Consider the following 26,769-nt stretch of genomic DNA (forward strand, 5'->3'; position numbering starts at 1 on the left):
GGGCCTTTCGGCCCGTTTTCTTTTATGCGTTCTGACGCCACCATTCGGCGAGCAGAATGCCGGTGGCAACGGAGACGTTAAGACTCTCAACGTTGCCGGTACCGCCAATCGACAGGCTGATATCACCCTGCTGGAAGGCGCTGTCGGACAGACCTTCACGCTCCTGACCCAGTACCAACACCATTTTGGCTGGCAGCTCAGCTTTCGCCAGCGGCGTGCCTTCATGGCTTGAAGTCGTCACGATGGTGTAACCCGCTTTGCGGAAGGCTTCCAGACCGCTGGCAAAACTTTCACCGCTGATCGCCTGCACATGTTCTGCGCCACCTTCGGCAGTACGTACTGCCGCACCCGATTCCAGCAGGGAAGCATCGTTAACCAGCAAACCTTTCACACCGAAGTGTGCGCAGCTACGCATGATGCCACCGAGATTGTGCGGGTTGCTGACATCTTCCAGCGCCAGCACGCAATCCCTGGTATCCGCTTTTTTCAGCCACTCAGAGACTTCCATTCCCATACGCTTCTTGATGATGAAGCACACGCCGCCGTGGTGTTCGGTGCCTGAAGCCTTAGTCAGATCGGCATCATCCACTACGTGGTAGGCTTTACGGTTGGCCGCTAACCAGCGTAGCGTTTCGCGGAAGCGCGGGGTGACGCTCTGGATAAACCAGGCACGTACAATGCTCTCTGGGCGGCTGGCAAACAGCGCCTGGCAGGCATTTTCGCCGTAAACGCGCGTCTCTTCCTGACGCTGACGGCGAATCTGCTCGGGATCGATCACCGGCTTGTTGCTGGCTGCATCATCAACCTGGCTGTCATCAGCCACTGGCGGACGAGAAACGGTGCGCCACGGAGAATCACCGAAGCTGCGATTGTCATCACGATCATCGCGACGACCGAAGCTGCGACCGCGGTCAGCATTGCGTGCATCACGCGCGGGCGTTCCGCGTCCACCTGCACTGCTGCGACCACCTTCTTCATTATTACGTGCAGTACGAGGACCAGAACGACGATTATCTTCCTGGCGCGCAGCAGGACGGCCGCCTTTGCCGGTACGGGGATTTGGCTTTTGGCCTGCATCCTCATCACGTACATACATCACTTTTACCTTGCCGCTTTTGCCTTTAAATTCGTCGTTCATTTGTTCCTCCTGCATTGAGAGCGCGAAGATTACCTGATGTGCTGGAGCTTAGCTATCAACTATTGAACCTATTGGGCAATCCAGATTGAGCATAGCACTCAACCTTTTCATAATGTTCGGCAATCATAACATTTACAGGTCCGGTTTGAGGTGACGATGAATACTGTATGTGCCTCCTGTCAGGCAACTAACCGCGTTCCCGAGGAACGTATTGCCGATGGCGCCAAGTGTGGTCGCTGTGGCGACGAGCTGTTTAATGGTGAAGTCGTGAATGCCACGGCAGCTACGCTGGATAAATATTTGCAGGACGATTTGCCCGTGGTGATCGACTTTTGGGCGCCGTGGTGCGGCCCGTGCGTGAACTTCGCGCCTGTTTTTAAGGATGTCGCTGACGAACGCCGCGGTAAAGTGCGCTTTGTGAAAGTGAACACGGAAGCCGAACCGGCACTCAGCTCACGCTTCCGCATCCGCAGTATCCCGACCATTATGGTGTTCAAAAAAGGTGAGATGGTCGACATGTTAAACGGGGCAATGCCCAAAGCGCCGTTTAATGAGTGGCTCGACGAATCACTTTAAGCACCTCAGGCCAGCCCCCTGTGCTGGCCTTGCCGTTAGCCTTCCATTAAACTGGCGTTTTTTCCTGCCTGCGATTCTATGTCTGAAAATGCCGTTCTGCGCTTACGTGCGCAACGTTTAGCACGCGCTACGCGCCCGTTTCTTGCCCGTGGCAATCGCGTGTTGCGTTGCCAGCGTTGTCTGTTGCCGCAAAAAAACTGCCTGTGCGCCACCCTGCAGCCACAGCAAGCACGCAGCCGTTTTTGTCTGGTGATGTTCGATACCGAGCCAATGAAACCCAGTAATACGGGGCGACTGATCGCCGATATCCTGCCTGATACGCTGGCGTTTGGCTGGTCACGCACCGAACCTGATGAAGCGATGCTCGCAGCAGTGCAAACCGCCGATTATCAGCCACTGGTAGTATTTCCGGGCTCGTATGCCGATGCAGGCAGGGAAGTCCTCACCACACCTCCGCTCACCGGCAAACCACCGCTATTTATTATGCTGGATGGCACCTGGACCGAAGCCCGCAAAATGTTCCGCAAAAGCCCCTGGCTGGATGCGTTCCCGGTGATGTCACTCAACGTTTCCACACCGTCGCGCTACACGCTGCGGGAAGCGCACGGCGAGGGCCAGCACTGTACCGCTGAAGTGGCCGCCGCGCTGCTGGAACAGGCTGGCGATGCTGAGGCAGCAAGCGCGTTACAGCAGCATTTTGAGCATTTCCGTCACGCTTATTTGGCAGGCAAGCCGCATCATCCTGTGCACTATCAGGAAAGTGTGCTGTAGGGATCGCCTGATTTTTTAACTCGTCCGTTTGATTTATAGTCGCACATCGCCATGGAGTTGGCTCCCAACATAAGGATGATGCGCTATGAAAGTCTGGTGGCTTGTTGTGCTGCTGATAGCGGGCTGCAGCACGGCACCGCAAACTGACCGCCCTTACCCACTGCAGTTACAATCCGTTAGCACACGCCCAGGTGGCATCATTAGCGTTGCTGAATTGCAGCCCGGTGATTTGCTGCTCTCCTCCGCCACCTCGCCTCAATCCTGGGGCATTCGCCTGATTAGCTTCAGCGGTGTCAGCCATGCCGCAATCTACCTGGGTGATCGGCAAGTGGCGGAAGCCGTGGGCAGTGGTGTCAAAATCATTCCGCTGCAACAGGCTATTGAGGAGAGTAATAATGTGTTGGTGCTACGCGTGCCCAGCCTCACTCAAGACCAAAGCTCGCTGTTGCGCGAATTTGCCCACCAGCAACAAGGCAAAAAATACAATTTCAAAGGTATCGTGATGTTCATGCCGTTTATGGTTTCGCGCCGCGTCTGCGAGCTGCCGCTGATGCATGAAAATCTACGTAGTGCCTGTCTCACTGCATTAGCGCGCGTGCAACTCGCCGACGTTGACGATCCTCAAGCCAATCGCTTCTTCTGCTCAGAATTCGTCATCGCAGGATATCGCCATGCAGGCGTCGAGCTACTTCAGGGACAGGCGAGCTGGGTCAGTCCGGCTGATCTCATGCATCTGCGTGATGGAGATGTCTCAGCATGGCATAGCGAGCAGAATATGCAGTACATCGGCCATTTAAAGCGCTGGAACCTTAAAGAGATCCTCAGCCTGCGATCGGCGAGTCGGCAAGCAGAGTAAAAAGCGTTTACAATCATGCCAATCTTGATGTCGGGAGCGGATGATGAGCCAACGCGGACTGGAAGCACTGTTACGACCTAAATCAATCGCGGTGATTGGTGCGTCAGTTACACCGGGGCGCGCCGGCTACTTTATGATGCGTAATTTGCTGGCTGGCGGATTTAGCGGTCCGGTGCTGCCGGTCACGCCGAAGTATAAAGCCGTGAGCGGTGTGCTGGCCTGGCCGGATATTGCCAGCCTGCCGTTCGCACCCGATCTCGCCATTATCTGTACTCATGCCAAACGCAATCTGGAGCTGCTGCAGCAGCTGGGTGAAAAAGGCTGCAAAACCTGCATCATTCTCTCCTCGCCCGCCAGTCAGCTTGAAGAATTGAAGGCCTGTGCCAGCCAGTGGCAAATCCGCCTGCTCGGCCCGAACAGTCTGGGATTGCTGGCCCCGTGGCAAGGATTAAACGCCAGCTTCTCGCCGGTGCCGATCGCAAAAGGACGCATTGCCTTTATTTCTCAATCCGCTGCGGTATCCAACACCATTCTTGATTGGGCTCAGCAGCGCAATCTCGGCTTCTCCTGGTTTATCGCTTTGGGCGACAGTCTGGATATTGATGTTGATGACTTGCTGGATTTCCTGGCGCGTGACGGTAAAACCAGCGCTATTCTGCTCTATCTAGAGCATCTCAGTGATGCGCGCCGCTTTGTTTCGGCCTCTCGTAGCGCCTCACGCAATAAACCGATTCTGGTGATCAAAAGCGGTCGCAGCCATCAGGCACAGGCGATGATTGGCACACTCAGCGGGCTGGATGCAGCATGGGATGCCGCGATTCAGCGTGCCGGTTTGCTGCGGGTGCAGGACACGCATGAACTGTTTTCAGCGGTGGAATCGCTGAGCCATATGCGTCCATTGCGAGGGGATAGATTGATGATCATCAGCAATGGCGCAGCCCCCGCTGCCTTAGCACTGGATGAGCTGTACGCGCGTAATGGCAAACTGGCTACGCTGAGTGATGAGACTTTACAAGCCTTGACCACGTTGTTGCCCGAAGGCGTTGGGCGCGGTAATCCGCTGGATCTCAAGGACGATGCCACCCCAGCGCGCTATGTTGCCTGCATTGAACAACTACTGGATAGCCATGAACTTGATGCATTAATGATTATCCATGCCCCGAGCGCTGTGTCTCCTGCCACCGAAACGGCCGAGCAAATTATTGCGGCAGTGGCAAAACATCCGCGCGGCAAACAGGTGACACTTCTCACTAACTGGTGTGGCGAATACTCGTCACAAGCCGCTCGTCGTGCTTTCACTCAGGCCGGAATCCCCACCTGGCGCACACCGGAAGGCACTGTAACTGCATTTATGCATCAGGTTGAGTATCGCCGTAACCAAAAACAACTGCGTGAAACCCCCGCCTTGCCGATCGGCCTGACGCAAAATAGTACGCAGGCGCACCAGTTGATTCAGCAAGCGCTGGATCAGGGGATCAACACGCTGGATACCCACGAAGTGCAGCCGGTGCTGCAAGCGTATGGTTTGTCGACGCTACCGACCTGGATTGCGAGTGACAGCCGTGAGGCCGCCACTATTGCCGATCAGATTGGTTATCCGGTGGCGCTTAAGCTGCGGTCGCCGGATATTCCACACAAATCAGAAGTTCAGGGCGTGATGCTGTATTTGCGCAGTTGTGAGGAGGTTGAGCAGGCCGCTGAAGCGATATTTGATCGCGTGCGCCACACCCATCCTCAAGCCCGAATTGATGGATTGCTGGTACAAAGCATGGCGAATCGTGCGGGTGCGCAGGAATTACGCGTGGTAGTGGAGCAAGATCCGCTGTTTGGTCCCATCATTATGCTGGGTGAAGGCGGCGTAGAATGGCAGGCCGATAAACAGGCTGCCGTCGCACTCCCCCCATTGAACATGACGCTGGCGCGTTATCTGGTGATTCAGGCGATGAAGAGCGGCAAAGTGCGCAGTCGCAGTGCGTTGCGTCCACTGGATATTGCCGGGCTGAGCCAATTGCTGGTGCAGGTTTCAAATCTGGTGGTAGATTGCCCGGAGATCCAGCGGCTGGATATCCATCCGCTGCTGGCCTCCGCGAATGAATTCACCTTGCTGGATGTCACGCTGCAACTCGCGCCATTTACCGGTGATAACGAAGCACGCCTGGCGATTCGCCCTTATCCACACCACCTTGAAGAACAAGTACAGCTGAAAGATGGGCAGTATTGCCTGTTCCGTCCGATCTTGCCGGAAGATGAACCACAACTGCGCGCGTTTATCGCTCAGGTAACGAAGGAAGACCTTTATTATCGTTATTTCAGTGAGATCAATGAGTTCACACATGAGGATCTCGCCAACATGACCCAAATCGACTATGACCGAGAGATGGCCATTGTTGCAGTACGACAGCACGACGGTAATGATGAGATTATTGGTGTGACGCGTGCGATCTCGGATGCCGATAACATTGATGCGGAGTTTTCGGTGCTGGTGCGCTCCGATCTTAAAGGACTCGGGATGGGCAGACGATTGCTGGAAAAGATGATCCGCTATACGCGCGATCATGGTCTGCAACAATTGAACGGTATCACCATGCCACACAACACCGGCATGATTACGCTGGCACGAAAACTGAATTTTCGTGTGAATATTCAATTGGATGATGGCATTGTCAGCCTGAATTTACCGCTCGGTGAGGCGTGATGATATCCTGTACAGAAAGGTAAAAATCCTCCTTATCAGGCCGGTTGATGTTATTATTTACCGTTAGGATCATGATTTGATGGCAAAAGGCCATGCAATGAACAGAGAAGAAGTGCACTGTGATGTTGTCTAAATTTAAACGCAATAAACACCAACAACACCTCGCACAGCTGCCTAAACTGTCACAATCCGTGTCGGATGTGACCACGCTTTACTCGCCTGCCGAGTTCCGTGAGACCCTGCTGACGAAAATCGCTGCGGCTGAAAAACGCATCTGCATCGCCGCGCTCTATCTCGAGAACGACGACGGCGGGCGTGGCATCATGCAGGCACTCTATGCTGCGCGTCAGGCACGTCCGGAGCTGGATATCAGCATTCTGGTGGATTGGCATCGCGCGCAGCGTGGCCGAATTGGCGCCGCTCGTGGACTGACCAACGCTGATTGGTATTGCGAGATGGCAGCACAGCATCCCGATATCGCTATTCCAGTGTATGGCATTCCCGTTAACACGCGTGAAGCACTTGGCGTACTGCATCTGAAAGGCTTCATTATTGATGACACCTTACTGTATAGCGGCGCCAGCCTGAATGATGTTTATCTGCATCAGCATGATAAATATCGCTATGACCGCTATCAGCTAATCCGCAATCCACAATTGGCGGACACCATGTACGCGTGGATTTGCGAAAATCTCAAGCAGTCCGATGCGGTTAATCGCCTTGACCAGACTGAGCGTCCATCTAGCCCTGAAATTAAAAACGAAACACGCCAGTTCCGCCAGGATTTGCGCAGTTTTAACTACCAGTTCGCGGGGAATACTGACAATGAGTCACTGGCGGTCACGCCACTGGTGGGCCTTGGCAAACGCAGTCTGCTCAATAAAACCATCTTCCATTTGATGCCGTGCGCCGAGCGTAAACTGACGCTGTGCACGCCTTACTTCAACCTGCCAGCGATCCTGGTGCGTAATCTGATCCACCTGCTGCGTCAGGGTAAAGAAGTGGAGATCATCGTGGGCGATAAAACCGCCAACGATTTCTACATCCCGCCTGATCAGCCGTTTAAAATCATCGGCGCACTGCCCTATCTGTATGAGATCAACCTGCGACGCTTTCTGAGCCGTTTGCAGTATTACGTCAATAACGGCCAGTTGACGGTGCGTTTGTGGAAAGACGGTGAAAACAGTTATCACCTGAAAGGCATTTGGGTGGATGACGAGTGGATGATGATTACCGGTAATAACCTTAATCCGCGCGCCTGGCGACTGGATTTGGAAAATGCGGTGCTTATCCATGATCCGAAGAATGAGCTGGCAGAACAGCGCGAGAAAGAGCTGGCGTTGATTCGTGAACATACCACGACGGTTCAGCACTTCCGCGAATTAGAGAGTATTTCTGACTATCCGGCGAAAGTACGTAAGTTAATCCGTCGTCTACGCCGTATCCGTATTGACCGTCTTATCAGTCGCTTACTCTAGCAGATGCGTGCGTTCATCCTCTGCGTAGTTTTACTTTGTAGTGGATGTGCGCATGTGGCACAAGATAACTGGACCGGTAAGGACAAAGCCGAACACTTCTTCTCTTCTGCCGTGCTAGCCGCTGCCGGCAGTGAAATCTCCCAACACCAGCATCAAAGCCGTGGACAAAATTTACGTTTTGGCTTTTTGTTCTCGCTGAGTTTTGGCGTAGGAAAAGAGTTATATGACAGCCGCTCTTCGGGGAGCGGCTGGAGTTGGAAAGATCTCAGTTATGACGTTGCGGGAGCGGCCACTGGCGTTGCCTTGTGGAATTTAAGCCAATAATCACAGTGTAATGCCCTTCCCTTTGCGATGGAGCATCAGGGAAATAACGAAGGCCAACGCCCCCATCGCCGACACATACCAGAAGAAACTGGTTTCAATCCCCTCTTTCTTCAGCAGTAAAGCGACATACTCGGCCGAACCACCAAAGATCGCATTAGCCACCGCATAAGATAAGCCGACGCCTAGCGCGCGCACTTCTGGCGGGAACATTTCTGCTTTCAGAATGCCACTGATGGCGGTATAGAAGCTGGTGATAATCAGCGCCAGCATGATCAGTACAAATGCGGCCCAACCGCTCTGCACATTTTGCAGCATCATCAGGATCGGCACGGTACAGATCGCTGCACCCGCACCAAAGATCATCATCGAGGATCGACGACCGATCTTATCTGAAAGCGCTCCAACGATCGGCTGAATCAACATGAAGACGAATAATGCAGCAGTCATCAATCCGCTGGCACTGCGTGCATCCATCCCTGCCGTGTTGACGAGATACTTTTGCATATAGGTGGTAAAGGTGTAGAAGCTCAGTGAACCGCCGGCAGTAAAACCCAATACCATCAGAAATGCGCGTGAGTGATTGCGCAGCAAACCCATAACGCTGCCCGCATCTTTATGTTCCCGATTCTTTTTCTCGGAGGTTTCATTCAGTGAGCGACGCAGCCACAGAGCGACTACCGCCAGCACGGCGCCAAGAAAGAATGGGATACGCCAACCCCAACTCCGCAACTCTTCGTCGCTGAGGATCTGTTGCAGCACCACTACGGTAAGTACCGCTAACAGCTGCCCGCCGATCAGCGTCACGTACTGGAATGATGCGTAAAATCCTTTACGGCCCTCTAAAGCGACTTCACTCATGTAAGTTGCGCTGGTGCCATACTCTCCTCCCACTGACAACCCTTGAAACATACGCGCCAGCAGCAGGATCACCGGTGCCGCTACGCCAATTTCGCCGTACCCTGGCAGGCAGGCGATCACCAGGGATCCTAAACACATCATGCAGACAGAAATCAGCATTGAGTTTTTACGTCCATGGCGATCGGCGATATAGCCAAACAGCCAGCCACCAATCGGACGCATCAAAAATCCAGCGGCGAATACACCTGCTGTTTGCAGTAACTGCGTAGTAGTATCGCCTGCCGGGAAGAATACATGCGCGAAATAGAGTGAGAAAAAGGAGTAAACGTAGAAATCGAACCATTCGACCAGATTGCCTGATGATGCGCCAACAATTGCCCAGATGCGCTGTTTGCTGTTTATCGTTGATTCAGATGGTGCCACTTTTTGTTGTAGTGAGTCGGTCATGTTTTACCTCATTTCCTTGCGATAAATTAATGCCAAAGGATTCAGTAAAGCACGTGTTGGGCGGTTTCGGGAATTGGATGACGTTGAAGGTGCTAATTTGTGATTAGTAAGGGATTTTGGGGGTGAAATTAGGGCGATTGCATGCAATTTCAGCGTTATATAGACGTAAAAAAACCCTGAACTTTCGTTCAGGGTTTCTTCACTTATTTAATGCCTGGCAGTTCCCTACTCTCGCATGGGGAGGCCCCACACTACCATCGGCGCTACGGCGTTTCACTTCTGAGTTCGGCATGGGGTCAGGTGGGACCACCGCGCTACAGCCGCCAGGCAAATTCCTGTGCTCTGTCCTGTGTCTTTTGTGCTGATGCTGCGTTGCTCTTCCTCGCGTAACTCAGTCACATACATCAGTATGCTCCTTCGTTCCGTCTCGGTCGGCGCCTTGCCTCAGCGCAAAATCCTTCGGACTTAACTCCGCAGGACATCGCTAATTCTTTTATCCGGATGAACAAAGCTGAAAATCTACTCGCGTCTCTCATAAAACGCCTCTGGCGTTGTAAGGTTAAGCCTCACGGGTCATTAGTACCGGTTAGCTCAATGCATCGCTGCACTTACACATCCGGCCTATCAACGTCGTCGTCTTCAACGTCCCTTCAGGACTCTCAGAGAGTCAGGGAGAACTCATCTCGGGGCAAGTTTCGTGCTTAGATGCTTTCAGCACTTATCTTTTCCGCACTTAGCTACCGGGCAATGCCATTGGCATGACAACCCGAACACCAGTGGTGCGTTCACTCCGGTCCTCTCGTACTAGGAGCAACCCCCCTCAATTCTCCAGCGCCCACGGCAGATAGGGACCGAACTGTCTCACGACGTTCTAAACCCAGCTCGCGTACCACTTTAAACGGCGAACAGCCGTACCCTTGGGACCTACTTCAGCCCCAGGATGTGATGAGCCGACATCGAGGTGCCAAACACCGCCGTCGATATGAACTCTTGGGCGGTATCAGCCTGTTATCCCCGGAGTACCTTTTATCCGTTGAGCGATGGCCCTTCCATTCAGAACCACCGGATCACTATGACCTGCTTTCGCACCTGCTCGAGCCGTCACTCTCGCAGTCAAGCTGGCTTATGCCATTGCACTAACCTCCTGATGTCCGACCAGGATTAGCCAACCTTCGTGCTCCTCCGTTACTCTTTGGGAGGAGACCGCCCCAGTCAAACTACCCACCAGACACTGTCCGCAGCCCGGATTACGGGCCTACGTTAGAACATCAAACATTAAAGGGTGGTATTTCAAGGTTGGCTCCACGCAGACTGGCGTCCACGCTTCAAAGCCTCCCACCTATCCTACACATCAAGGCTCAATGTTCAGTGTCAAGCTATAGTAAAGGTTCACGGGGTCTTTCCGTCTTGCCGCGGGTACACTGCATCTTCACAGCGATTTCAATTTCACTGAGTCTCGGGTGGAGACAGCCTGGCCATCATTACGCCATTCGTGCAGGTCGGAACTTACCCGACAAGGAATTTCGCTACCTTAGGACCGTTATAGTTACGGCCGCCGTTTACCGGGGCTTCGATCAAGAGCTTCTCCTTACGGATAACCCCATCAATTAACCTTCCGGCACCGGGCAGGCGTCACACCGTATACGTCCACTTTCGTGTTTGCACAGTGCTGTGTTTTTAATAAACAGTTGCAGCCAGCTGGTATCTTCGACTGCCTTCAGCTCCGTCCGCGAGGGACTTCACCTGATGACAGCGTGCCTTCTCCCGAAGTTACGGCACCATTTTGCCTAGTTCCTTCACCCGAGTTCTCTCAAGCGCCTTGGTATTCTCTACCTGACCACCTGTGTCGGTTTGGGGTACGATTTCGTGTTACCTGGAGCTTAGAGGCTTTTCCTGGAAGCAGGGCATCAGTTACTTCACCACCGTAGTGGCTCGTCATCACACCTCAGCGTTAAAAGAGTTCCGGATTTACCTAAAACTCCCGCCTACATGCTTAAACCGGGACAACCGTCGCCCGGATAACCTAGCCTTCTCCGTCCCCCCTTCGCAGTAACACCAAGTGCAGGAATATTAACCTGCTTCCCATCGACTACGCTTTTCAGCCTCGCCTTAGGGGTCGACTCACCCTGCTCCGATTAACGTTGAACAGGAACCCTTGGTCTTCCGGCGAGCGGGCTTTTCACCCGCTTTATCGTTACTTATGTCAGCATTCGCACTTCTGATACCTCCAGCAAACCTCACAGTTCACCTTCAACGGCTTACAGAACGCTCCCCTACCCAACAACACATAGTGTCGCTGCCGCAGCTTCGGTGCATGGTTTAGCCCCGTTACATCTTCCGCGCAGGCCGACTCGACCAGTGAGCTATTACGCTTTCTTTAAATGATGGCTGCTTCTAAGCCAACATCCTGGCTGTCTGTGCCTTCCCACATCGTTTCCCACTTAACCATGACTTTGGGACCTTAGCTGGCGGTCTGGGTTGTTTCCCTCTTCACGACGGACGTTAGCACCCGCCGTGTGTCTCCCGTGATAACATTCTTCGGTATTCGCAGTTTGCATCGGGTTGGTAAGCCGGGATGGCCCCCTAGCCGAAACAGTGCTCTACCCCCGAAGATGAGTTCACGAGGCGCTACCTAAATAGCTTTCGGGGAGAACCAGCTATCTCCCGGTTTGATTGGCCTTTCACCCCCAGCCACAAGTCATCCGCTAATTTTTCAACATTAGTCGGTTCGGTCCTCCAGTTAGTGTTACCCAACCTTCAACCTGCCCATGGCTAGATCACCGGGTTTCGGGTCTATACCCTGCAACTTAACGCCCAGTTAAGACTCGGTTTCCCTGCGGCTCCCCTATACGGTTAACCTTGCTACAGAATATAAGTCGCTGACCCATTATACAAAAGGTACGCAGTCACCAAACAAGTTGGCTCCCACTGCTTGTACGTACACGGTTTCAGGTTCTGTTTCACTCCCCTCGCCGGGGTTCTTTTCGCCTTTCCCTCACGGTACTGGTTCACTATCGGTCAGTCAGGAGTATTTAGCCTTGGAGGATGGTCCCCCCATATTCAGACAGGATACCACGTGTCCCGCCCTACTCTTCGAACTCACAGTAAATGCATTTTTGTGTACGGGAGTATCACCCTGTACCCTGCGACTTTCCAGACGCTTCCACTAATGCACAAACTGATTCAGGTTCTGGGCTGTTCCCCGTTCGCTCGCCGCTACTGGGGGAATCTCGGTTGATTTCTTTTCCTCTGGGTACTTAGATGTTTCAGTTCCCCAGGTTCGCCTCGCAACACTATGTATTCATGTTGCGATGATGCACAGAGTGCACCGGGTTTCCCCATTCGGACATCGTCGGCTGTAGCGGTTCATATCACCTTACCGACGCTTTACGCAGATTAGCACGTCCTTCATCGCCTCTGACTGCCAGGGCATCCACCGTGTACGCTTAGTCGCTTAACCTCACAACCCACAGGCGTTTTGCAACGCATGCAGACTGCAAGCATTTGAGAGACTCGAACACATCGATAGCTTCATTCTTATTACGGAGAATGAATACGACGTGTCGTTTCAATTTTCAGCTTGTTCCGGATTGTTAAAGAGCATAATACTTCGCAGCACACCGTTGCCGGTACGCTCTGAAGTATTGTTTTGAGTCACTGTAATGGTGGAGCTAAGCGGGATCGAACCGCTGACCTCCTGCGTGCAAGGCAGGCGCTCTCCCAGCTGAGCTATAGCCCCATACAGTTACTGCAGAGACCTTCTACTACCACTCACCAGGAGTTACTTTTTCATTTACATGAAAACGTAAATTCGTGCTCAGGCAAGGCATGTAGGAGGGAAGTTTACTTTGGTAAACGACCGGGTACATAACGCCGCATGAGTGCGAATTTGGTAGGCCTGAGTGGACTTGAACCACCGACCTCACCCTTATCAGGGGTGCGCTCTAACCACCTGAGCTACAAGCCTGTAGAGGTTTTTTCTGCTCGTTACTTTTCTATCAGACAATCTGTGTGAGCACTTCGAAGGAAGGTATCTTCAGGTAAGGAGGTGATCCAACCGCAGGTTCCCCTACGGTTACCTTGTTACGACTTCACCCCAGTCATGAATCACAAAGTGGTAAGCGCCCTCCCGAAGGTTAAGCTACCTACTTCTTTTGCAACCCACTCCCATGGTGTGACGGGCGGTGTGTACAAGGCCCGGGAACGTATTCACCGTAGCATTCTGATCTACGATTACTAGCGATTCCGACTTCATGGAGTCGAGTTGCAGACTCCAATCCGGACTACGACGCACTTTATGAGGTCCGCTTGCTCTCGCGAGGTCGCTTCTCTTTGTATGCGCCATTGTAGCACGTGTGTAGCCCTACTCGTAAGGGCCATGATGACTTGACGTCATCCCCACCTTCCTCCAGTTTATCACTGGCAGTCTCCTTTGAGTTCCCGGCCGGACCGCTGGCAACAAAGGATAAGGGTTGCGCTCGTTGCGGGACTTAACCCAACATTTCACAACACGAGCTGACGACAGCCATGCAGCACCTGTCTCAGAGTTCCCGAAGGCACCAAAGCATCTCTGCTAAGTTCTCTGGATGTCAAGAGTAGGTAAGGTTCTTCGCGTTGCATCGAATTAAACCACATGCTCCACCGCTTGTGCGGGCCCCCGTCAATTCATTTGAGTTTTAACCTTGCGGCCGTACTCCCCAGGCGGTCGACTTAACGCGTTAGCTCCGGAAGCCACGCCTCAAGGGCACAACCTCCAAGTCGACATCGTTTACGGCGTGGACTACCAGGGTATCTAATCCTGTTTGCTCCCCACGCTTTCGCACCTGAGCGTCAGTCTTTGTCCAGGGGGCCGCCTTCGCCACCGGTATTCCTCCAGATCTCTACGCATTTCACCGCTACACCTGGAATTCTACCCCCCTCTACAAGACTCTAGCCTGCCAGTTTCGAATGCAGTTCCCAGGTTAAGCCCGGGGATTTCACATCCGACTTGACATACCGCCTGCGTGCGCTTTACGCCCAGTAATTCCGATTAACGCTTGCACCCTCCGTATTACCGCGGCTGCTGGCACGGAGTTAGCCGGTGCTTCTTCTGCGGGTAACGTCAATCGATGCGGTTATTAACCACATCGCCTTCCTCCCCGCTGAAAGTACTTTACAACCCGAAGGCCTTCTTCATACACGCGGCATGGCTGCATCAGGCTTGCGCCCATTGTGCAATATTCCCCACTGCTGCCTCCCGTAGGAGTCTGGACCGTGTCTCAGTTCCAGTGTGGCTGGTCATCCTCTCAGACCAGCTAGGGATCGTCGCCTAGGTGAGCCATTACCCCACCTACTAGCTAATCCCATCTGGGCACATCCGATGGTGTGAGGCCCGAAGGTCCCCCACTTTGGTCCGAAGACGTTATGCGGTATTAGCTACCGTTTCCAGTAGTTATCCCCCTCCATCGGGCAGTTTCCCAGACATTACTCACCCGTCCGCCACTCGTCACCCGAGAGCAAGCTCTCTGTGCTACCGTTCGACTTGCATGTGTTAGGCCTGCCGCCAGCGTTCAATCTGAGCCATGATCAAACTCTTCAATTTAAAGTTTGATTTGCTGAAACAAGTTCAGCGATGCTCATCTGTAAAACGTCATAATGAATTTCATTATGTGTTCACTCGTGAGACTTGATATTTTTTACGTCCGGAGACGCTGATATCAATCCTGCGAGTGCCCACACAGATTGTCTGATAAATTGTTAAAGAGCGGTGCAATCAGCGCCTTAAGCTGCTGTTGCGAGGTGGCGTATATTACGCTTTCCTCCTTCAGAGTCAAACACTTTTTTCAGTGTTTTTCTCCGGCGGGATGAATTTCTTCACTCCCTGCTGAGCCGTCTGCGTTGCCGCTTTGCCGTCTCAGTGGTGGCGCAGTATAGGGATTTCTGATGGACTGACAAGCGTTAATTTGAAGTTTTTGCACAACCGCTCACTTTTCGGTCGATACGCTGAAATTAGCAACGAATTGGCATCGCACAGGCAAAAAAAACGGGCCCGAAGGCCCGTTTACGTCAAATCTCATCACTGATGTGCGACGATGACATCGTCTTTAACATCCATTTCAATGGTTTTACCCGGAACAAAAGCACCAGAAAGAATCTTCTGCGCCAGTGGGTTTTCAATTTGCTGCTGAATAGCGCGTTTCAATGGACGTGCACCGTATACCGGATCATATCCATTTTCACCCAACAGCTTCAGCGCTGCATCCGTGATATGCAATTGGTAGCCACGTTCATCCAGACGTTTGTACAACCGCTGCAGCTGAATCTGCGCGATAGAAGCAATATGCTGCTCGCCAAGCGGATGGAACACCACCACCTCATCAATACGGTTAATGAACTCTGGGCGGAAATGCGAACCTACCACCGTCATCACCATATCTTTCATTTCCGGATAGTCCAACGCACCGAAACGTTCCTGGATCAGGTCAGACCCAAGGTTAGAGGTCATAATGAACACGGTATTACGGAAATCGACCGTACGTCCCTGCCCATCGGTCAAGCGCCCATCATCCAGTACCTGCAACAAGATGTTGAAGACATCCGGGTGAGCCTTTTCGACTTCATCCAGCAGAATCACGGAATAAGGGCGACGACGAACAGCTTCTGTCAGGTAACCGCCCTCTTCATAACCGACATAGCCCGGAGGTGCACCCACTAAACGCGATACCGAGTGTTTTTCCATAAACTCGGACATATCAATACGCACCATGGCATCGTCGCTGTCGAACAAGAAGTTAGCCAGCGCTTTACTCAGCTCGGTTTTACCCACACCGGTTGGTCCAAGGAACAGGAACGAGCCAATTGGGCGATTAGGATCGGACAGACCTGCACGACTACGACGAATCGCATTTGATACTGCATCAACGGCTTCGTTCTGACCAATCACGCGCGCATGCAGCTCTTGCTCCATTCGCAGCAATTTCTCACGCTCGCCTTCCATCATTCTTGCCACTGGAATGCCGGTCCAGCGCGCTAGCACGTCGGCAATTTCCACGTCTGTTACGCGGTTACGTAACAGTTTCATGGTTTTGCCTTCTGACTGCGTGGCAATAGTGAGCTGCTTTTCCAGCTCTGGAATTTTGCCGTATTGCAGTTCAGACATTTGCCCCAGGTCACCAGTGCGTCGCGCCTGCTCCATCGCCAGACGAGCCTGCTCCAGTTCCGCCTTAATGTTCTGCGTCCCCGTCAGAGAGGCTTTTTCCGCTTTCCACTCTTCTTCCAGCTCAGCGTATTCACGCTCTTTCTGATCGAGTTCCGTTTCCAGCATCTCCAGACGTTTGATACTGGCATCGTCCGACTCTTTCTTCAGTGCCTGTTGTTCCAGCTTTAACTGGATGATGCGGCGTTCCAGACGATCAAGCGACTCCGGTTTCGAGTCCATCTGCAAACGAATGCTCGATGCAGCCTCGTCAATCAAGTCAATTGCCTTGTCTGGCAGCTGGCGATCGGAGATATAGCGGTGCGACAACGTGGCCGCTGCCACAATCGCCGGGTCAGTAATCTGCACATGGTGGTGTAACTCATAGCGCTCTTTCAGGCCACGCAGAATAGCAATGGTGTCTTCCACGCTCGGTTCAGCCACAAAGACTTTCTGGAAACGACGCTCCAGCGCCGCATCTTTCTCAATGAACTGGCGATACTCATTCAGCGTGGTAGCACCCACGCAGTGCAACTCACCACGCGCTAATGCAGGTTTCAGCATGTTACCGGCATCCATGGCGCCATCGGCTTTACCCGCGCCAACCATGGTATGCAACTCGTCGATAAACAGAATGACGTTGCCTTCCTGTTTTGCCAGATCGCTCAGCACACCTTTCAGGCGCTCTTCGAACTCACCACGATATTTAGCACCCGCCACCAGCGAACCCATGTCCAGGGCCAACACGCGGCGACCTTTCAATCCTTCTGGCACTTCACCATTGATAATGCGCTGCGCTAACCCTTCGGCAATCGCAGTTTTACCTACGCCGGGTTCCCCAATTAATACCGGGTTGTTTTTGGTACGGCGCTGCAATACCTGAATGGTACGACGAATCTCTTCATCACGACCAATCACCGGATCTAACTTGCCAAGCTCGGCGCGCTCGGTCAGATCGATGGTGTATTTTTTTAAAGCCTGGCGCTGATCTTCAGCCCCTTGATCGTTCACGTTCTCTCCTCCCCGCAATTGCTCGATGGCCTTAGTGAGTTTTTCGGTGGTTGCACCAGCGGACTTCAATAGGTCCGCCAGCGAACCACGAGAGTCGAGGGCCGCCAGAACAAATAATTCAGATGATATAAAGTTGTCGCCGCGCTTTTGCGCGAGTTTGTCGCACAGGTTCAGGACCCGAATGAGATCGGCTGAAGGCTGTACATCGCCATCCGTACCTTCTACCTGCGGCAGTCGGTTGATAGCTTGTTCGATGCTGGTACGCAGACCAGCCACATCGGCACCTGCTGCGCCAAGCAACGGACGCACCGATCCGCCTTCCTGATTGAGCAAAGCGCTCATCAAGTGCAGGGGTTCGATAAATTGATTGTCGTGTCCCAGAGCAAGGGACTGAGCATCGGCAAGGGCCAACTGGAATTTATTAGTAAGACGATCCAGACGCATGATTCCTCCAATACAGGTCAAAATGCTACTGGAGATTAAATGAGGTCATCCCTCAAATATTTCAAGGTTAATGACCTGTGTTGCGAACAAAAAATACGCTACTGGATCGTCTTGCGGCGTAAGATTATCTCAGCCAAATCAAAGTTGCCATACGCCCGGTGATTCCATCTCGTCGGTAGGAGAAAAAATCATTGGCTTCGGTGAAAGTGCAACGCTGTGAACCACTGATAGAATGCACTCCAGCGGCCTGAAGTCGCTGACGCGCTAGCTGCCAGATATTCGCAAAATATTTGTCACCAACCGGGCGAAAAGCCGCATCGGCTTGTACATCGTGCGCCAAAAAGGCTTCACGCACCTCAGCACCGACTTCAAATGCCTGCGGGCCGATAGCGGGTCCAAGCCAGGCGTGGATCTCACGGGCTGGTGAGCGAAACTGTTGCAGCGTCTGTTCCAGCACGCCGTTACACAGACCACGCCAGCCAGCGTGAGCAGCAGCCACTTCACTGCCATCATCACTGCAAAACAACACCGGCAAGCAATCCGCCGTCATGATGGCGCAAACTACACCGGATTCGCGGGTAATGGCCGCATCTGCATTGGGTAATAACTCGTCCGCAGGCAAACGCACAACGTCCTGCCCATGCACCTGATTAAGCCACTGCGGCATGGCGGGCAGCAGTTTATCTTTCAAATGCTGACGATTTTGCAAGACATGCGTTTCAGCATCGCCAACGTGCGCCCCAAGATTCAGCGAATCCCAGGGCGCAGTGCTAACACCGCCATGTCGCAAGGTGGAACATGCCTGAACGCGCTGCGGTGCAGGCCAGTCAGGAATGATCCACTCACTCATAGCCAATCCATTTGATCGCGGAACTCATGGGTATCGGCTTTCAGCGCGTCAATCAGATCGACCATGTCTTGCGGCAACGGCGCATGCCATTCCATCTCAATGCCGGTGATGGGATGGTAGAGACGCAGCATGGTGGCATGCAGCGCCTGACGGTCAAAACCGCGCAGCGCGGCGATGAACGCATCTGATGCACCTTTAGGCGGACGCGGACGACCGCCGTACAGCGGATCACCCACTAATGGATGGTTGATATGCGCCATGTGCACACGAATCTGGTGAGTACGACCCGTTTCCAGACGCAGACGCAGACGCGTATGAGCACGGAAATGCTCCATGATGCGATAATGCGTGGTCGCGGGTTTACCCATAGGGTGTACCGCCATGTGAGTGCGTTTGGTGGAGTGGCGCGCCATCGGCTCATTAACCGTGCCGCCTGCCGTCATGGTGCCAATCGCAACCGCTTCATATTCACGGGTAATCTCGCGCAGCTGCAGCGTTTCCACCAGATGCGTCTGAGCGGGAACGGTCTTCGCCACCACCATCAAACCGGTTGTGTCTTTATCAAGACGATGGACGATCCCAGCACGCGGGACGTCGGCAATTGGTGGGTAATGATAAAGCAGCGCATTCAGGACCGTACCATCCGGATTACCTGCCCCAGGATGCACCACCAGGCCACGCGGTTTGTTGATGACCAGAATATCATCGTCTTCATAAACGATGTTCAGGGGAATGTTTTGCGCTTCCCAGCGCTGCGCTTCTTCGATTTCAGCATCGATAGACACCTGCTCACCGCCGAAAACTTTCTCTTTCGGTTTATCGATGATGGTGCCGTTGACGCTGACGCGACGCTCAAGGATCCATTCTTTTATGCGGGAACGTGAATAATCAGGGAACAATTCCGCCAAAGTCTGATCTAAGCGTTGTCCAAGCTGTGCTTCGGACACCGTTGCGGTGAGTTGAACTTGTTGTGCCATATACAGCTTCTTCGTTAACGTTGGGTTTTCACGGCGATGCCGTTTAATATAATGTGCTATCGTACCAGGTCATAACCGGGAGCTATACGGACAGCTTCCGCTACAACACTTTGAGGATAATCATTTCGTCATGACGCGTATGAAACATCTGGTGGCTGCTGCCACATTGAGCCTGAGCCTGGCTCTGGTGGGTTGTTCCGGCTCATCGGATCCCGTTCCGGACAGCCCGCCATCTGAAATTTACGCTACAGCCCAGCAAAAGCTGCAGGACGGTAACTTTAAAGCGGCGATTAAGCAACTGGAAGCACTGGATAACCGCTACCCGTTTGGCCCTTATTCGCAGCAAGTACAGCTGGATTTAATCTACGCGTATTACAAAAATGCCGATCTGCCACTGGCGCAAGCCGCTATCGCTCGCTTTATGCGCCTGAATCCGACTCATCCAAACATCGATTACGTCATCTACATGAAAGGCCTGACGGATATGGCGTTGGATGACTCTGCACTGCAGGGCTTCTTCGGTATCGATCGTTCAGATCGTGATCCGACGCACGCTCGTGATGCTTTCCGTGACTTCTCACAGTTGCTGCGCAGCTATCCGAACAGCCAGTATGCTGAGGATGCGCAGAAACGTTTAGCCTACCTGAAAGAGCGTCTGGCGAAGTATGAACTCTCGGTGGCGCAATTCTATACCAAGCGTGGGGCCTATGTCGCCGTTGTTAACCGTGTTGAAGGGATGATGAAAGATTTCCCGGATACCGAAGCGACGCACAAAGCGCTGCCGCTGATGGAAAATGCATACCGCCAGCTGCAGTTAACCGCAGAAGCGGACAAGGTAGCGAAGATCATCGCGACAAATAATCAGTCCTGATTTTACTACCAATAAAAAAGCAGCCTTAATGGCTGCTTTTTTTGCCGAAAATTCAGCCAGATTGCTGATTATCCGCTGCGGTTAACTCATCAATCTTGCTCTTTTCATCCCTGCCCTTCAAGCATTTTCCGCGATTTTATGAGTCTTTCTCACAATTCACTGGCATTGACAAAAAGTGACATTTCAATGTGATCTAGATCACACTTTTTCCTGATTTACGCGGTATGCTGGTCCTACCCAGACGGAAATGACAGAGAGGTTTAACTATGATTCTGAACATTACCAGCAAACAAATGGAAATCACTGCGGCTATCCGCAACCATGTCGAAGACCGTCTCGCCAAGCTGGAAAAGTGGCAAACTCACCTGATAAATCCGCACATCGTGTTATCGAAAGAGCCGAAAGAATTCGTGGCTGATGCCACCATTAACACACCGAACGGCACGCTGGTTGCCAGCGCGAAACACGAAGATATGTACACGGCTATCAACGATCTGATTGCCAAGCTGGAGCGACAACTGAATAAGGCGCAGCACAAGCCTGAAGCGCGCCGCGCAACCAGCAGTATGAAAGATTTCACCCCTGCGGGATAAATAGACCTTTTCCAGTAACGCGCCTGCGGGCGCGTTTTTTATTGACAGCTTTAAATCACTGCGGTTACTCTCAATCCACTTTATTACTGGAATCACACATGAAACATCTACCGTTCTTCTTCGCATTCTTTTTTACCTTCCCCTGATTGGGAGGTGATTCGTCGTGTGAAAATGAATGCGAAGACGAACAACAAAGCCTCCCAAACGGGAGGCTTTTTTATTGGACATTTTACAGGTGAGCCCTATGAATCCCGAAAATCCGCTGCTGGCATTACGCGAGAAGATCAGCGCCGTTGATGAAAAGCTGTTAACGCTGTTATCTGAACGCCGTTCGCTGGCGGTTGAGGTGGCGCAAGCAAAGCTCGCGACCCATCGCCCGATTCGCGATGTTGAGCGTGAACGCGCACTGCTGGAAAACCTGATCTCACTCGGCAAAAAGCACCAGCTTGATGCGCACTACATTACTCGTCTGTTCCAACTGGTGATTGAAGATTCGGTACTGACTCAGCAAGCGCTGCTGCAGAAAAACTTAAACCACCCGCACGCACACGCGCCGCGCATCGCATTTCTGGGTCCTAAGGGTTCGTACTCTCACCTCGCGGCGCGTAAATACGCCACACGTCATTTTGATTCCATGGTTGAGATGGGCTGCCTAAAATTCCATGACATCATTCATCAGGTGGAGAGTGGCCAGGCCGATTACGCCGTGATGCCAATCGAAAATACCAGCTCAGGCTCGATTAACGACGTCTATGACCTGCTGCAGCAAACCACGCTCTCCATCGTTGGCGAGCTGACCATCCCAATCGAACACTGTGTGCTGGTCAACGGCAATACCGACTTACAGCAAATTGAAACGGTTTATAGCCATCCTCAGCCATTCCAGCAGTGCAGCCAGTTCATCAATCGGTTCCCACAATGGAAAATCGAATATACCGAGAGCACTGCAGCGGCAATGGAAAAGGTCGCGGCGATGAGTTCACCAAAAGTGGCGGCTCTGGGCAGTGAAGCGGGCGGTGAGCTGTATGGTCTGCAGGTGTTAGAACGGAATTTAGCTAACCAGCAACAAAACCATACCCGCTTCATTGTGCTGGCACGTAAGCCGATTGAAGTTTCTGGCCAGGTACCAGCCAAAACCACATTGATTATGGCTACCGGTCAGCAAGCTGGTGCACTGGTTGAGGCTCTGCTGGTGCTGCGTAATCACAATCTGATCATGAGCAAACTTGAAAACCGCCCAATTAACGGCAACCCATGGGAAGAGATGTTTTACATTGATGTGCAGGGCAATCTGCAATCGGAGAACATGCAGCTGGCGTTGAAAGAGCTGCGTGATTTGACGCGATCTCTGAAAGTACTCGGCTGCTATCCGGGTGAAAATGTTGTTCCGGTGGAACCGCGACTGTAAATGAAAAAGGCATCCTTGCGGATGCCTTCTCTTTTATTGCCGGCTATCGTTAGCCGAACGCAACATGCTTCGGCTCTCTACCAGGAAGCGTTGAGCGTAATCGCCAAACCAGTGCGCGACACCTTCAAAGCTCTTGATGAACGCCTGTTTATCGCCCTGCTCCAGCAATTTAATCGCATCACCAAAGCGCTGGTAATAACGCTTAATCAGCGCCAGATTGCTCTCCGAAGACATGATGATGTCTGCGTAAAGCTGCGGGTCCTGAGCAAACAGTCGACCAACCATCGCCAGTTCCAGGCGATAAATCGGTGAGGACAGCGCCAACAGTTGATCAAGGTTGACGTTCTCTTCCGCTAAATGCAAACCATAGGCAAAAGTGGCAAAGTGACGCAGCGCCTGGATAAAGGCCATGTTCTGGTCATGCTCGACCGCGCTGATGCGATGTAAGCGCGCGCCCCAAACCTGAATCTGCTCAAGGAACCACTGGTAGGCTTCCGGCTGACGGCCATCACACCACACCACCACCTGCTTCGCCAGGCTACCGCTATCCGGGCCAAACATGGGATGCAAGCCGAGAACAGGGCCGGTATGCGCCGCCAGCATCGCCTGCAATGGACGATTCTTCACCGATGCAAGATCAACCAGAATGCAGTCTTCCGGCAGTGTTGGTAATTCGGCGATGATCTGCTCGGTCAGATGAATGGGCACACTGATGATGACCATGCCCGCATCTTTGAGCAGCTCTTCAGAACGATCCCAATCGCCCTTGTCCAGAATACGGACCTGGTAACCTGACAGATTGAGCATCTTTTCAAACAAGCGCCCCATCTGGCCACGCCCACCAACAATCACCACCGGGCGCAGCGTTGGGCAGAGCGTTTTGAAGCCTTTGTCGTTTTCATGCGCATAAGATTCACGCATCAGGCGACGTAAGACATCCTCAATCAGATCTGGCGAAACGCCGAGCGCTTCAGCTTCCTGACGACGTGAAGCCAACATGCTGGCTTCACGTTCTGGCACATAAATCGGCAAACCATAACGGCTTTTGACCTCACCTACTTCAGCTACCAGCTCAAGGCGTTTGGCTAATAGCCCAAGCAGGGCTTTATCGACTTCATCAATTTGATCGCGTAGCGCGGTCAGTTCAGCCACCATGACTCTTTATTCCTCGTGTGACAGACGTGCCGACAGCACTCCCTGCAGATCCTGATGGATTTCACGCAGCAAGGTTTCCGTGGTTTCCCAGTTGATGCAGGCATCCGTGACGGAAACACCGTATTTCATTTCGCTACGTGGCTGCTCAGAAGACTGATTGCCTTCGTGAATATTGCTTTCCAGCATCAGGCCAATAATGGAACGATTTCCATCTTTAATCTGCGCAATAGCCGATTCGGCTACACCCGGCTGACGGCGGTAGTCTTTATTAGAATTACCATGGCTGCAATCTATCATTAAGGCTGGACGCAGTCCCGCTTTCAGAATCTCTTTTTCACACTGCGCAACATCTTCAGGACCATAGTTAGGCGCTTTCCCACCACGCAGGATCACGTGGCCATCCGGGTTGCCCTGAGTCTGTAACAGGCAAACCTGTCCTGCCTGATTGATGCCGACAAAACGGTGCGGCATCGCGGCGGCGCGCATGGCGTTGATCGCCGTGCCCAGGCTGCCATCAGTGCCATTTTTGAAGCCGACAGGCATTGATAAACCAGAAGCCATCTCGCGGTGTGTTTGTGACTCGGTAGTACGAGCACCGATCGCAGACCAGCTAAACAGATCGCCCAGGTATTGTGGGCTGTTAGGATCCAGTGCTTCAGTTGCCAGCGGCAGGCCCATCTCCACCAGGTTCACCAGCAGCTGACGCGCAATGTGCAGCCCGGCTTCCATATCAAATGAGTTGTTCATGTAAGGATCGTTGATCAGCCCCTTCCAGCCAACGGTGGTACGGGGTTTTTCAAAATAAACGCGCATAACGATATACAGCTGATCCTTCAACTGTGCAGAGAGAGTTTGCAGCTGACGAGCATATTCCAGTGCGGCTTCGGTATCGTGAATTGAACAAGGACCACAGACCACCAGCAGGCGCGGATCGCGGCCAGCAATAATATCGGCAATGGTCTGGCGAGAAGCAGCAATCTGCGCTTCCTGCGCCGCAGTGAGCGGGAACTTCGCTTTCAGCTCTTGCGGGGTGATTAAAATTTGTTCGTCGGCGATATGCACATTGTTCAGCGCGTCTTTCTGCATGATGGCGATCCTTTTTAACTCGTGTATGCGGTTTGGGATCCTCACTGAGGATGGCGCTTACTGTACCACAACATGTACATCTTGCAATCCATGAATGTACACTTTTATTACCACCACTGATAACCATCACAAAAACAAAACTAAAAACACATTAAATACATAAAGTTAATGTGTTTTTGGTCATCTAACACAAAGTGATTTGTGTAAATTTTATTTTACACCCCAATTTTATTTAAAAGTGCCAACACCCTCTTTTTCCATTAACATTTTGTTATTAATCGTTTTCCAGGATCTTAGGATGTCAACCTCTGTCATCACCTTACGCCCTTTCGTTCTACAGGATGCTGGCGCTTTTACAGCGGCGGTCAATCAGTCTCTCAACAGCCTGCTGCCATGGATGGTATGGGCGCATCACGATTATCGGGCAGAGGAAGCCACTAACTGGATTAATTTCACCCATATGCAGCGGAGTAACGGTGAAGCGGAAGAGTTCGCTATTGTCGATAGCAATGATCGGTTACTCGGCGGCGCAGGCATCAGATTCGCACAGCGGCTTGGGGAATTTAGTGCATTAGGCTATTGGGTTCGCAGTGATGCACAAAGGCAGGGTGTCGCAACACGTGCAGTGGCTCAATTGGTGGACTTTGGCTTCAAGCACGCGCAGATCCCCTTACTGGAGATTATCGCTGCTGAGGAGAATCATGCCAGCCGTGCCGTGGCATTGCGCAGTGGTTTTGAGTTTATCGATTGCCGCTATGGTTTAATCATTCTTGATAGCGGCCCAGTGAATAGCGCGCTTTACCATCTCAAGCGACCATAAAAAAAGGGGCTGGCCCTTAGGCCAACCCCTTGTTTGCTATTAACTTTGGGATGTCGCTTACGCGCCCAGACGCTCTTTGATACGAGCTGACTTACCGGTACGCTCACGCAGGTAGTACAGTTTGGCTTTACGTACAGCACCACGACGTTTGACAGAAATACTGTCAATTACCGGAGAGTGAGTCTGGAAGACACGCTCAACGCCTTCGCCGTTTGAAATCTTACGAACAGTGAATGCAGAGTGCAGACCGCGGTTACGAATAGCGATAACCACGCCCTCGAATGCCTGCAGACGTTTCTTAGAACCTTCAACGACCCATACTTTCACTTCCACGGAATCACCCGGACGGAATGAAGGTACGTCCTGCTTCATCTGCTCTTGTTCAAGTTGCTTGATAATGTTGCTCATAATTAAATCTCTATATCCTGGGTAAACTGATAGTCAGGGAAGATTACTCTTCCACCTGATGGTTTTGTTGCTGCTGATGTTCCCGTTGGAACTCATTTAGCAACCGTGCTTGCTCTTCAGTCAGAGCCAGGTTTTCCAGAAGTTCAGGTCTTCTTAGCCAGGTACGGCCTAGCGACTGTTTCAGGCGCCAGCGGCGAATATCGGCATGGTTGCCCGACAGTAAGACTGGCGGAACCTCCATCCCTTCTAACACTTCAGGTCGGGTGTAGTGCGGGCAATCCAGTAAACCATCCGAGAACGAATCCTCATCGGCTGACGCCTGCTTGCCCAATACGCCGGGGATAAACCGGGCGACTGAATCAATCAACGTCATGGCTGGTAGCTCACCACCACTGAGCACGTAATCACCGATTGACCATTCTTCATCAATCTCAGTATGAATCACGCGCTCATCAATCCCTTCATAACGACCACACACCAGAATCAACTTCTGGTTGGTCGCCAGTTCGCAAACGCCCTGTTGGTCCAGTTTGCGACCCTGAGGTGAAAGATAAATCACCCTGGCACCTTCTCCCGCCGCCGCTTTCGCTGCGTGGATAGCATCCCGTAAGGGTTGCACCATCATCAACATTCCCGGTCCGCCGCCGTAAGGACGTTCATCCACGGTACGGTGCCGGTCGTGCGCGAAGTCACGAGGACTCCAGCTTTGAATGTTGAGCAGGCCATTTTTTACTGCCCGGCCAGTTACCCCGTACTCGGTAATAGCGCGAAACATCTCTGGAAACAGGCTAATAACACCAATCCACATCGCGTTCGCCGTTACGTTACC

The 26,769-nt window shown here is 52.5% G+C and carries 20 protein-coding genes, 2 tRNA genes, 3 rRNA genes and 1 other annotated feature; of the genes, 11 read left to right on the forward strand and 14 right to left on the reverse strand.

Annotation, left to right across the window (positions count from 1 at the left end; genetic code table 11):
* Positions 1-22: 22 nt before the first annotated feature.
* Positions 23-1,138, reverse strand: a complete 1,116-nt coding sequence (locus tag AC6I8L_RS14815; protein ID WP_058959189.1) for a tRNA/rRNA methyltransferase — start codon at positions 1,136-1,138, stop codon at positions 23-25.
* Positions 1,139-1,294: 156 nt separating this feature from the next.
* On the opposite strand from AC6I8L_RS14815, the gene trxC reads away from it, so the two are divergent.
* From trxC to AC6I8L_RS14845, 6 genes are all read left to right on the forward strand, one after another.
* The gene (trxC, locus tag AC6I8L_RS14820; protein WP_038645267.1) at positions 1,295-1,714 is read left to right on the forward strand and encodes a thioredoxin TrxC; all 420 of its coding nucleotides are present in this window, start codon (positions 1,295-1,297) and stop codon (positions 1,712-1,714) included.
* A 78-nt stretch (positions 1,715-1,792) separates the two neighbouring features.
* Positions 1,793-2,485 (forward strand): tRNA-uridine aminocarboxypropyltransferase, encoded by a 693-nt coding sequence (locus AC6I8L_RS14825; RefSeq protein ID WP_058959190.1) that lies wholly within the window; start codon positions 1,793-1,795, stop codon positions 2,483-2,485.
* 85 nt (positions 2,486-2,570) lie between these two features.
* Positions 2,571-3,341: a YaeF family permuted papain-like enzyme gene (locus AC6I8L_RS14830; RefSeq protein WP_058959191.1), complete on the forward strand. Its 771-nt coding sequence runs from the start codon at positions 2,571-2,573 to the stop codon at positions 3,339-3,341.
* A gap of 43 nt (positions 3,342-3,384) precedes the next feature.
* Complete coding sequence (locus tag AC6I8L_RS14835) at positions 3,385-6,036, forward strand: bifunctional acetate--CoA ligase family protein/GNAT family N-acetyltransferase (RefSeq protein ID WP_058959192.1); 2,652 nt, start codon at positions 3,385-3,387, stop codon at positions 6,034-6,036.
* A gap of 122 nt (positions 6,037-6,158) precedes the next feature.
* A complete protein-coding gene (gene pssA, locus AC6I8L_RS14840; RefSeq protein WP_034825458.1) occupies positions 6,159-7,514 on the forward strand; it encodes a CDP-diacylglycerol--serine O-phosphatidyltransferase in 1,356 nt (451 codons plus the stop codon).
* Positions 7,515-7,517: 3 nt separating this feature from the next.
* Entirely contained in the window at positions 7,518-7,838 is a 321-nt protein-coding gene (locus tag AC6I8L_RS14845; RefSeq protein ID WP_058959193.1) for a YfiM family lipoprotein, read from the forward strand.
* Here AC6I8L_RS14845 and AC6I8L_RS14850 read toward each other — a convergent pair whose 3' ends face one another.
* The 9 genes from AC6I8L_RS14850 to rluD all read right to left on the reverse strand — a co-directional run bounded on the left by AC6I8L_RS14850 (position 7,839) and on the right by rluD (position 19,599).
* Positions 7,839-9,143 (reverse strand): MFS family transporter, encoded by a 1,305-nt coding sequence (locus tag AC6I8L_RS14850; protein WP_058959194.1) that lies wholly within the window; start codon positions 9,141-9,143, stop codon positions 7,839-7,841.
* Positions 9,144-9,355: 212 nt separating this feature from the next.
* A 5S ribosomal RNA gene (rrf, locus tag AC6I8L_RS14855) occupies positions 9,356-9,471 on the reverse strand.
* A 227-nt stretch (positions 9,472-9,698) separates the two neighbouring features.
* A 23S ribosomal RNA gene (locus AC6I8L_RS14860) occupies positions 9,699-12,603 on the reverse strand.
* Positions 12,604-12,806: 203 nt separating this feature from the next.
* A tRNA-Ala gene (locus tag AC6I8L_RS14865) sits at positions 12,807-12,882 on the reverse strand.
* 151 nt (positions 12,883-13,033) lie between these two features.
* Positions 13,034-13,110: transfer RNA gene (locus AC6I8L_RS14870), tRNA-Ile, on the reverse strand.
* A gap of 74 nt (positions 13,111-13,184) precedes the next feature.
* Positions 13,185-14,724 (reverse strand): 16S ribosomal RNA (locus AC6I8L_RS14875).
* The 16S, 23S and 5S rRNA genes sit together here with 2 tRNA genes alongside, the layout of an rRNA operon.
* A 474-nt stretch (positions 14,725-15,198) precedes the next feature.
* Positions 15,199-17,772 (reverse strand): ATP-dependent chaperone ClpB, encoded by a 2,574-nt coding sequence (clpB, locus tag AC6I8L_RS14880; RefSeq protein ID WP_058962338.1) that lies wholly within the window; start codon positions 17,770-17,772, stop codon positions 15,199-15,201.
* 124 nt (positions 17,773-17,896) lie between these two features.
* Entirely contained in the window at positions 17,897-18,622 is a 726-nt protein-coding gene (gene yfiH, locus AC6I8L_RS14885; RefSeq protein ID WP_058962337.1) for a purine nucleoside phosphorylase YfiH, read from the reverse strand.
* Positions 18,619-19,599, reverse strand: coding sequence for a 23S rRNA pseudouridine(1911/1915/1917) synthase RluD (rluD, locus tag AC6I8L_RS14890; RefSeq protein ID WP_034822248.1), 981 nt, complete (start codon positions 19,597-19,599; stop codon positions 18,619-18,621). Before rluD ends, yfiH begins: the two co-directional genes overlap by 4 nt.
* Before the next feature lie 130 nt (positions 19,600-19,729).
* Here rluD and bamD point away from each other — a divergent pair, with 130 nt between their 5' ends.
* The 4 genes from bamD to pheA all read left to right on the forward strand — a co-directional run bounded on the left by bamD (position 19,730) and on the right by pheA (position 22,471).
* A complete protein-coding gene (gene bamD, locus AC6I8L_RS14895; protein WP_034822246.1) occupies positions 19,730-20,470 on the forward strand; it encodes an outer membrane protein assembly factor BamD in 741 nt (246 codons plus the stop codon).
* A 266-nt stretch (positions 20,471-20,736) separates the two neighbouring features.
* Positions 20,737-21,063: a ribosome-associated translation inhibitor RaiA gene (gene raiA, locus AC6I8L_RS14900; RefSeq protein WP_034822244.1), complete on the forward strand. Its 327-nt coding sequence runs from the start codon at positions 20,737-20,739 to the stop codon at positions 21,061-21,063.
* A gap of 97 nt (positions 21,064-21,160) precedes the next feature.
* Positions 21,161-21,285 (forward strand) — a sequence feature (Phe leader region).
* Positions 21,162-21,209: a pheA operon leader peptide PheL gene (gene pheL, locus AC6I8L_RS14905; RefSeq protein ID WP_100703679.1), complete on the forward strand. Its 48-nt coding sequence runs from the start codon at positions 21,162-21,164 to the stop codon at positions 21,207-21,209. Its footprint overlaps the feature before it by 48 nt.
* A gap of 22 nt (positions 21,286-21,307) precedes the next feature.
* Positions 21,308-22,471, forward strand: a complete 1,164-nt coding sequence (gene pheA / locus AC6I8L_RS14910; RefSeq protein WP_058962336.1) for a bifunctional chorismate mutase/prephenate dehydratase — start codon at positions 21,308-21,310, stop codon at positions 22,469-22,471.
* Positions 22,472-22,504: 33 nt separating this feature from the next.
* On the opposite strand, the gene tyrA is transcribed toward pheA, so the two are convergent.
* Together tyrA and AC6I8L_RS14920 are read right to left on the reverse strand one after the other, a co-directional pair.
* Positions 22,505-23,626 carry a bifunctional chorismate mutase/prephenate dehydrogenase gene (gene tyrA / locus AC6I8L_RS14915; protein ID WP_058962335.1) on the reverse strand — a complete coding sequence of 374 codons (1,122 nt, stop codon included), beginning with the start codon at positions 23,624-23,626 and terminating at the stop codon, positions 22,505-22,507.
* 6 nt (positions 23,627-23,632) lie between these two features.
* Positions 23,633-24,712 (reverse strand): 3-deoxy-7-phosphoheptulonate synthase, encoded by a 1,080-nt coding sequence (locus tag AC6I8L_RS14920; RefSeq protein ID WP_058962334.1) that lies wholly within the window; start codon positions 24,710-24,712, stop codon positions 23,633-23,635.
* A 298-nt stretch (positions 24,713-25,010) separates the two neighbouring features.
* Between AC6I8L_RS14920 and AC6I8L_RS14925 the strand changes: the two genes are divergently transcribed.
* Positions 25,011-25,532: a GNAT family N-acetyltransferase gene (locus tag AC6I8L_RS14925; RefSeq protein WP_058962333.1), complete on the forward strand. Its 522-nt coding sequence runs from the start codon at positions 25,011-25,013 to the stop codon at positions 25,530-25,532.
* A 57-nt stretch (positions 25,533-25,589) separates the two neighbouring features.
* Here the strand turns inward: AC6I8L_RS14925 and rplS are convergent, their stop codons facing one another.
* Positions 25,590-25,940, reverse strand: coding sequence for a 50S ribosomal protein L19 (rplS, locus tag AC6I8L_RS14930; RefSeq protein ID WP_034822234.1), 351 nt, complete (start codon positions 25,938-25,940; stop codon positions 25,590-25,592).
* A 43-nt stretch (positions 25,941-25,983) separates the two neighbouring features.
* Positions 25,984-26,748 (reverse strand): tRNA (guanosine(37)-N1)-methyltransferase TrmD, encoded by a 765-nt coding sequence (trmD, locus tag AC6I8L_RS14935; protein ID WP_045816445.1) that lies wholly within the window; start codon positions 26,746-26,748, stop codon positions 25,984-25,986.
* Positions 26,749-26,769: the final 21 nt, after the last annotated feature.

Source organism: Type-E symbiont of Plautia stali (genome assembly GCF_059731115.1).

Coding starts and splice junctions, on each gene's coding strand:
- AC6I8L_RS14815 (WP_058959189.1), bottom strand. CDS start 1,138: ATGAACGACGAATTTAAAGGCAAAAGCGGCAAGGTAAAAGTGATGTAT.
- trxC (WP_038645267.1), top strand. CDS start 1,295: ATGAATACTGTATGTGCCTCCTGTCAGGCAACTAACCGCGTTCCCGAG.
- AC6I8L_RS14825 (WP_058959190.1), top strand. CDS start 1,793: ATGTCTGAAAATGCCGTTCTGCGCTTACGTGCGCAACGTTTAGCACGC.
- AC6I8L_RS14830 (WP_058959191.1), top strand. CDS start 2,571: ATGAAAGTCTGGTGGCTTGTTGTGCTGCTGATAGCGGGCTGCAGCACG.
- AC6I8L_RS14835 (WP_058959192.1), top strand. CDS start 3,385: ATGAGCCAACGCGGACTGGAAGCACTGTTACGACCTAAATCAATCGCG.
- pssA (WP_034825458.1), top strand. CDS start 6,159: ATGTTGTCTAAATTTAAACGCAATAAACACCAACAACACCTCGCACAG.
- AC6I8L_RS14845 (WP_058959193.1), top strand. CDS start 7,518: ATGCGTGCGTTCATCCTCTGCGTAGTTTTACTTTGTAGTGGATGTGCG.
- AC6I8L_RS14850 (WP_058959194.1), bottom strand. CDS start 9,143: ATGACCGACTCACTACAACAAAAAGTGGCACCATCTGAATCAACGATA.
- clpB (WP_058962338.1), bottom strand. CDS start 17,772: ATGCGTCTGGATCGTCTTACTAATAAATTCCAGTTGGCCCTTGCCGAT.
- yfiH (WP_058962337.1), bottom strand. CDS start 18,622: ATGAGTGAGTGGATCATTCCTGACTGGCCTGCACCGCAGCGCGTTCAG.
- rluD (WP_034822248.1), bottom strand. CDS start 19,599: ATGGCACAACAAGTTCAACTCACCGCAACGGTGTCCGAAGCACAGCTT.
- bamD (WP_034822246.1), top strand. CDS start 19,730: ATGACGCGTATGAAACATCTGGTGGCTGCTGCCACATTGAGCCTGAGC.
- raiA (WP_034822244.1), top strand. CDS start 20,737: ATGATTCTGAACATTACCAGCAAACAAATGGAAATCACTGCGGCTATC.
- pheA (WP_058962336.1), top strand. CDS start 21,308: ATGAATCCCGAAAATCCGCTGCTGGCATTACGCGAGAAGATCAGCGCC.
- tyrA (WP_058962335.1), bottom strand. CDS start 23,626: ATGGTGGCTGAACTGACCGCGCTACGCGATCAAATTGATGAAGTCGAT.
- AC6I8L_RS14920 (WP_058962334.1), bottom strand. CDS start 24,712: ATGCAGAAAGACGCGCTGAACAATGTGCATATCGCCGACGAACAAATT.
- AC6I8L_RS14925 (WP_058962333.1), top strand. CDS start 25,011: ATGTCAACCTCTGTCATCACCTTACGCCCTTTCGTTCTACAGGATGCT.
- rplS (WP_034822234.1), bottom strand. CDS start 25,940: ATGAGCAACATTATCAAGCAACTTGAACAAGAGCAGATGAAGCAGGAC.
- trmD (WP_045816445.1), bottom strand. CDS start 26,748: ATGTGGATTGGTGTTATTAGCCTGTTTCCAGAGATGTTTCGCGCTATT.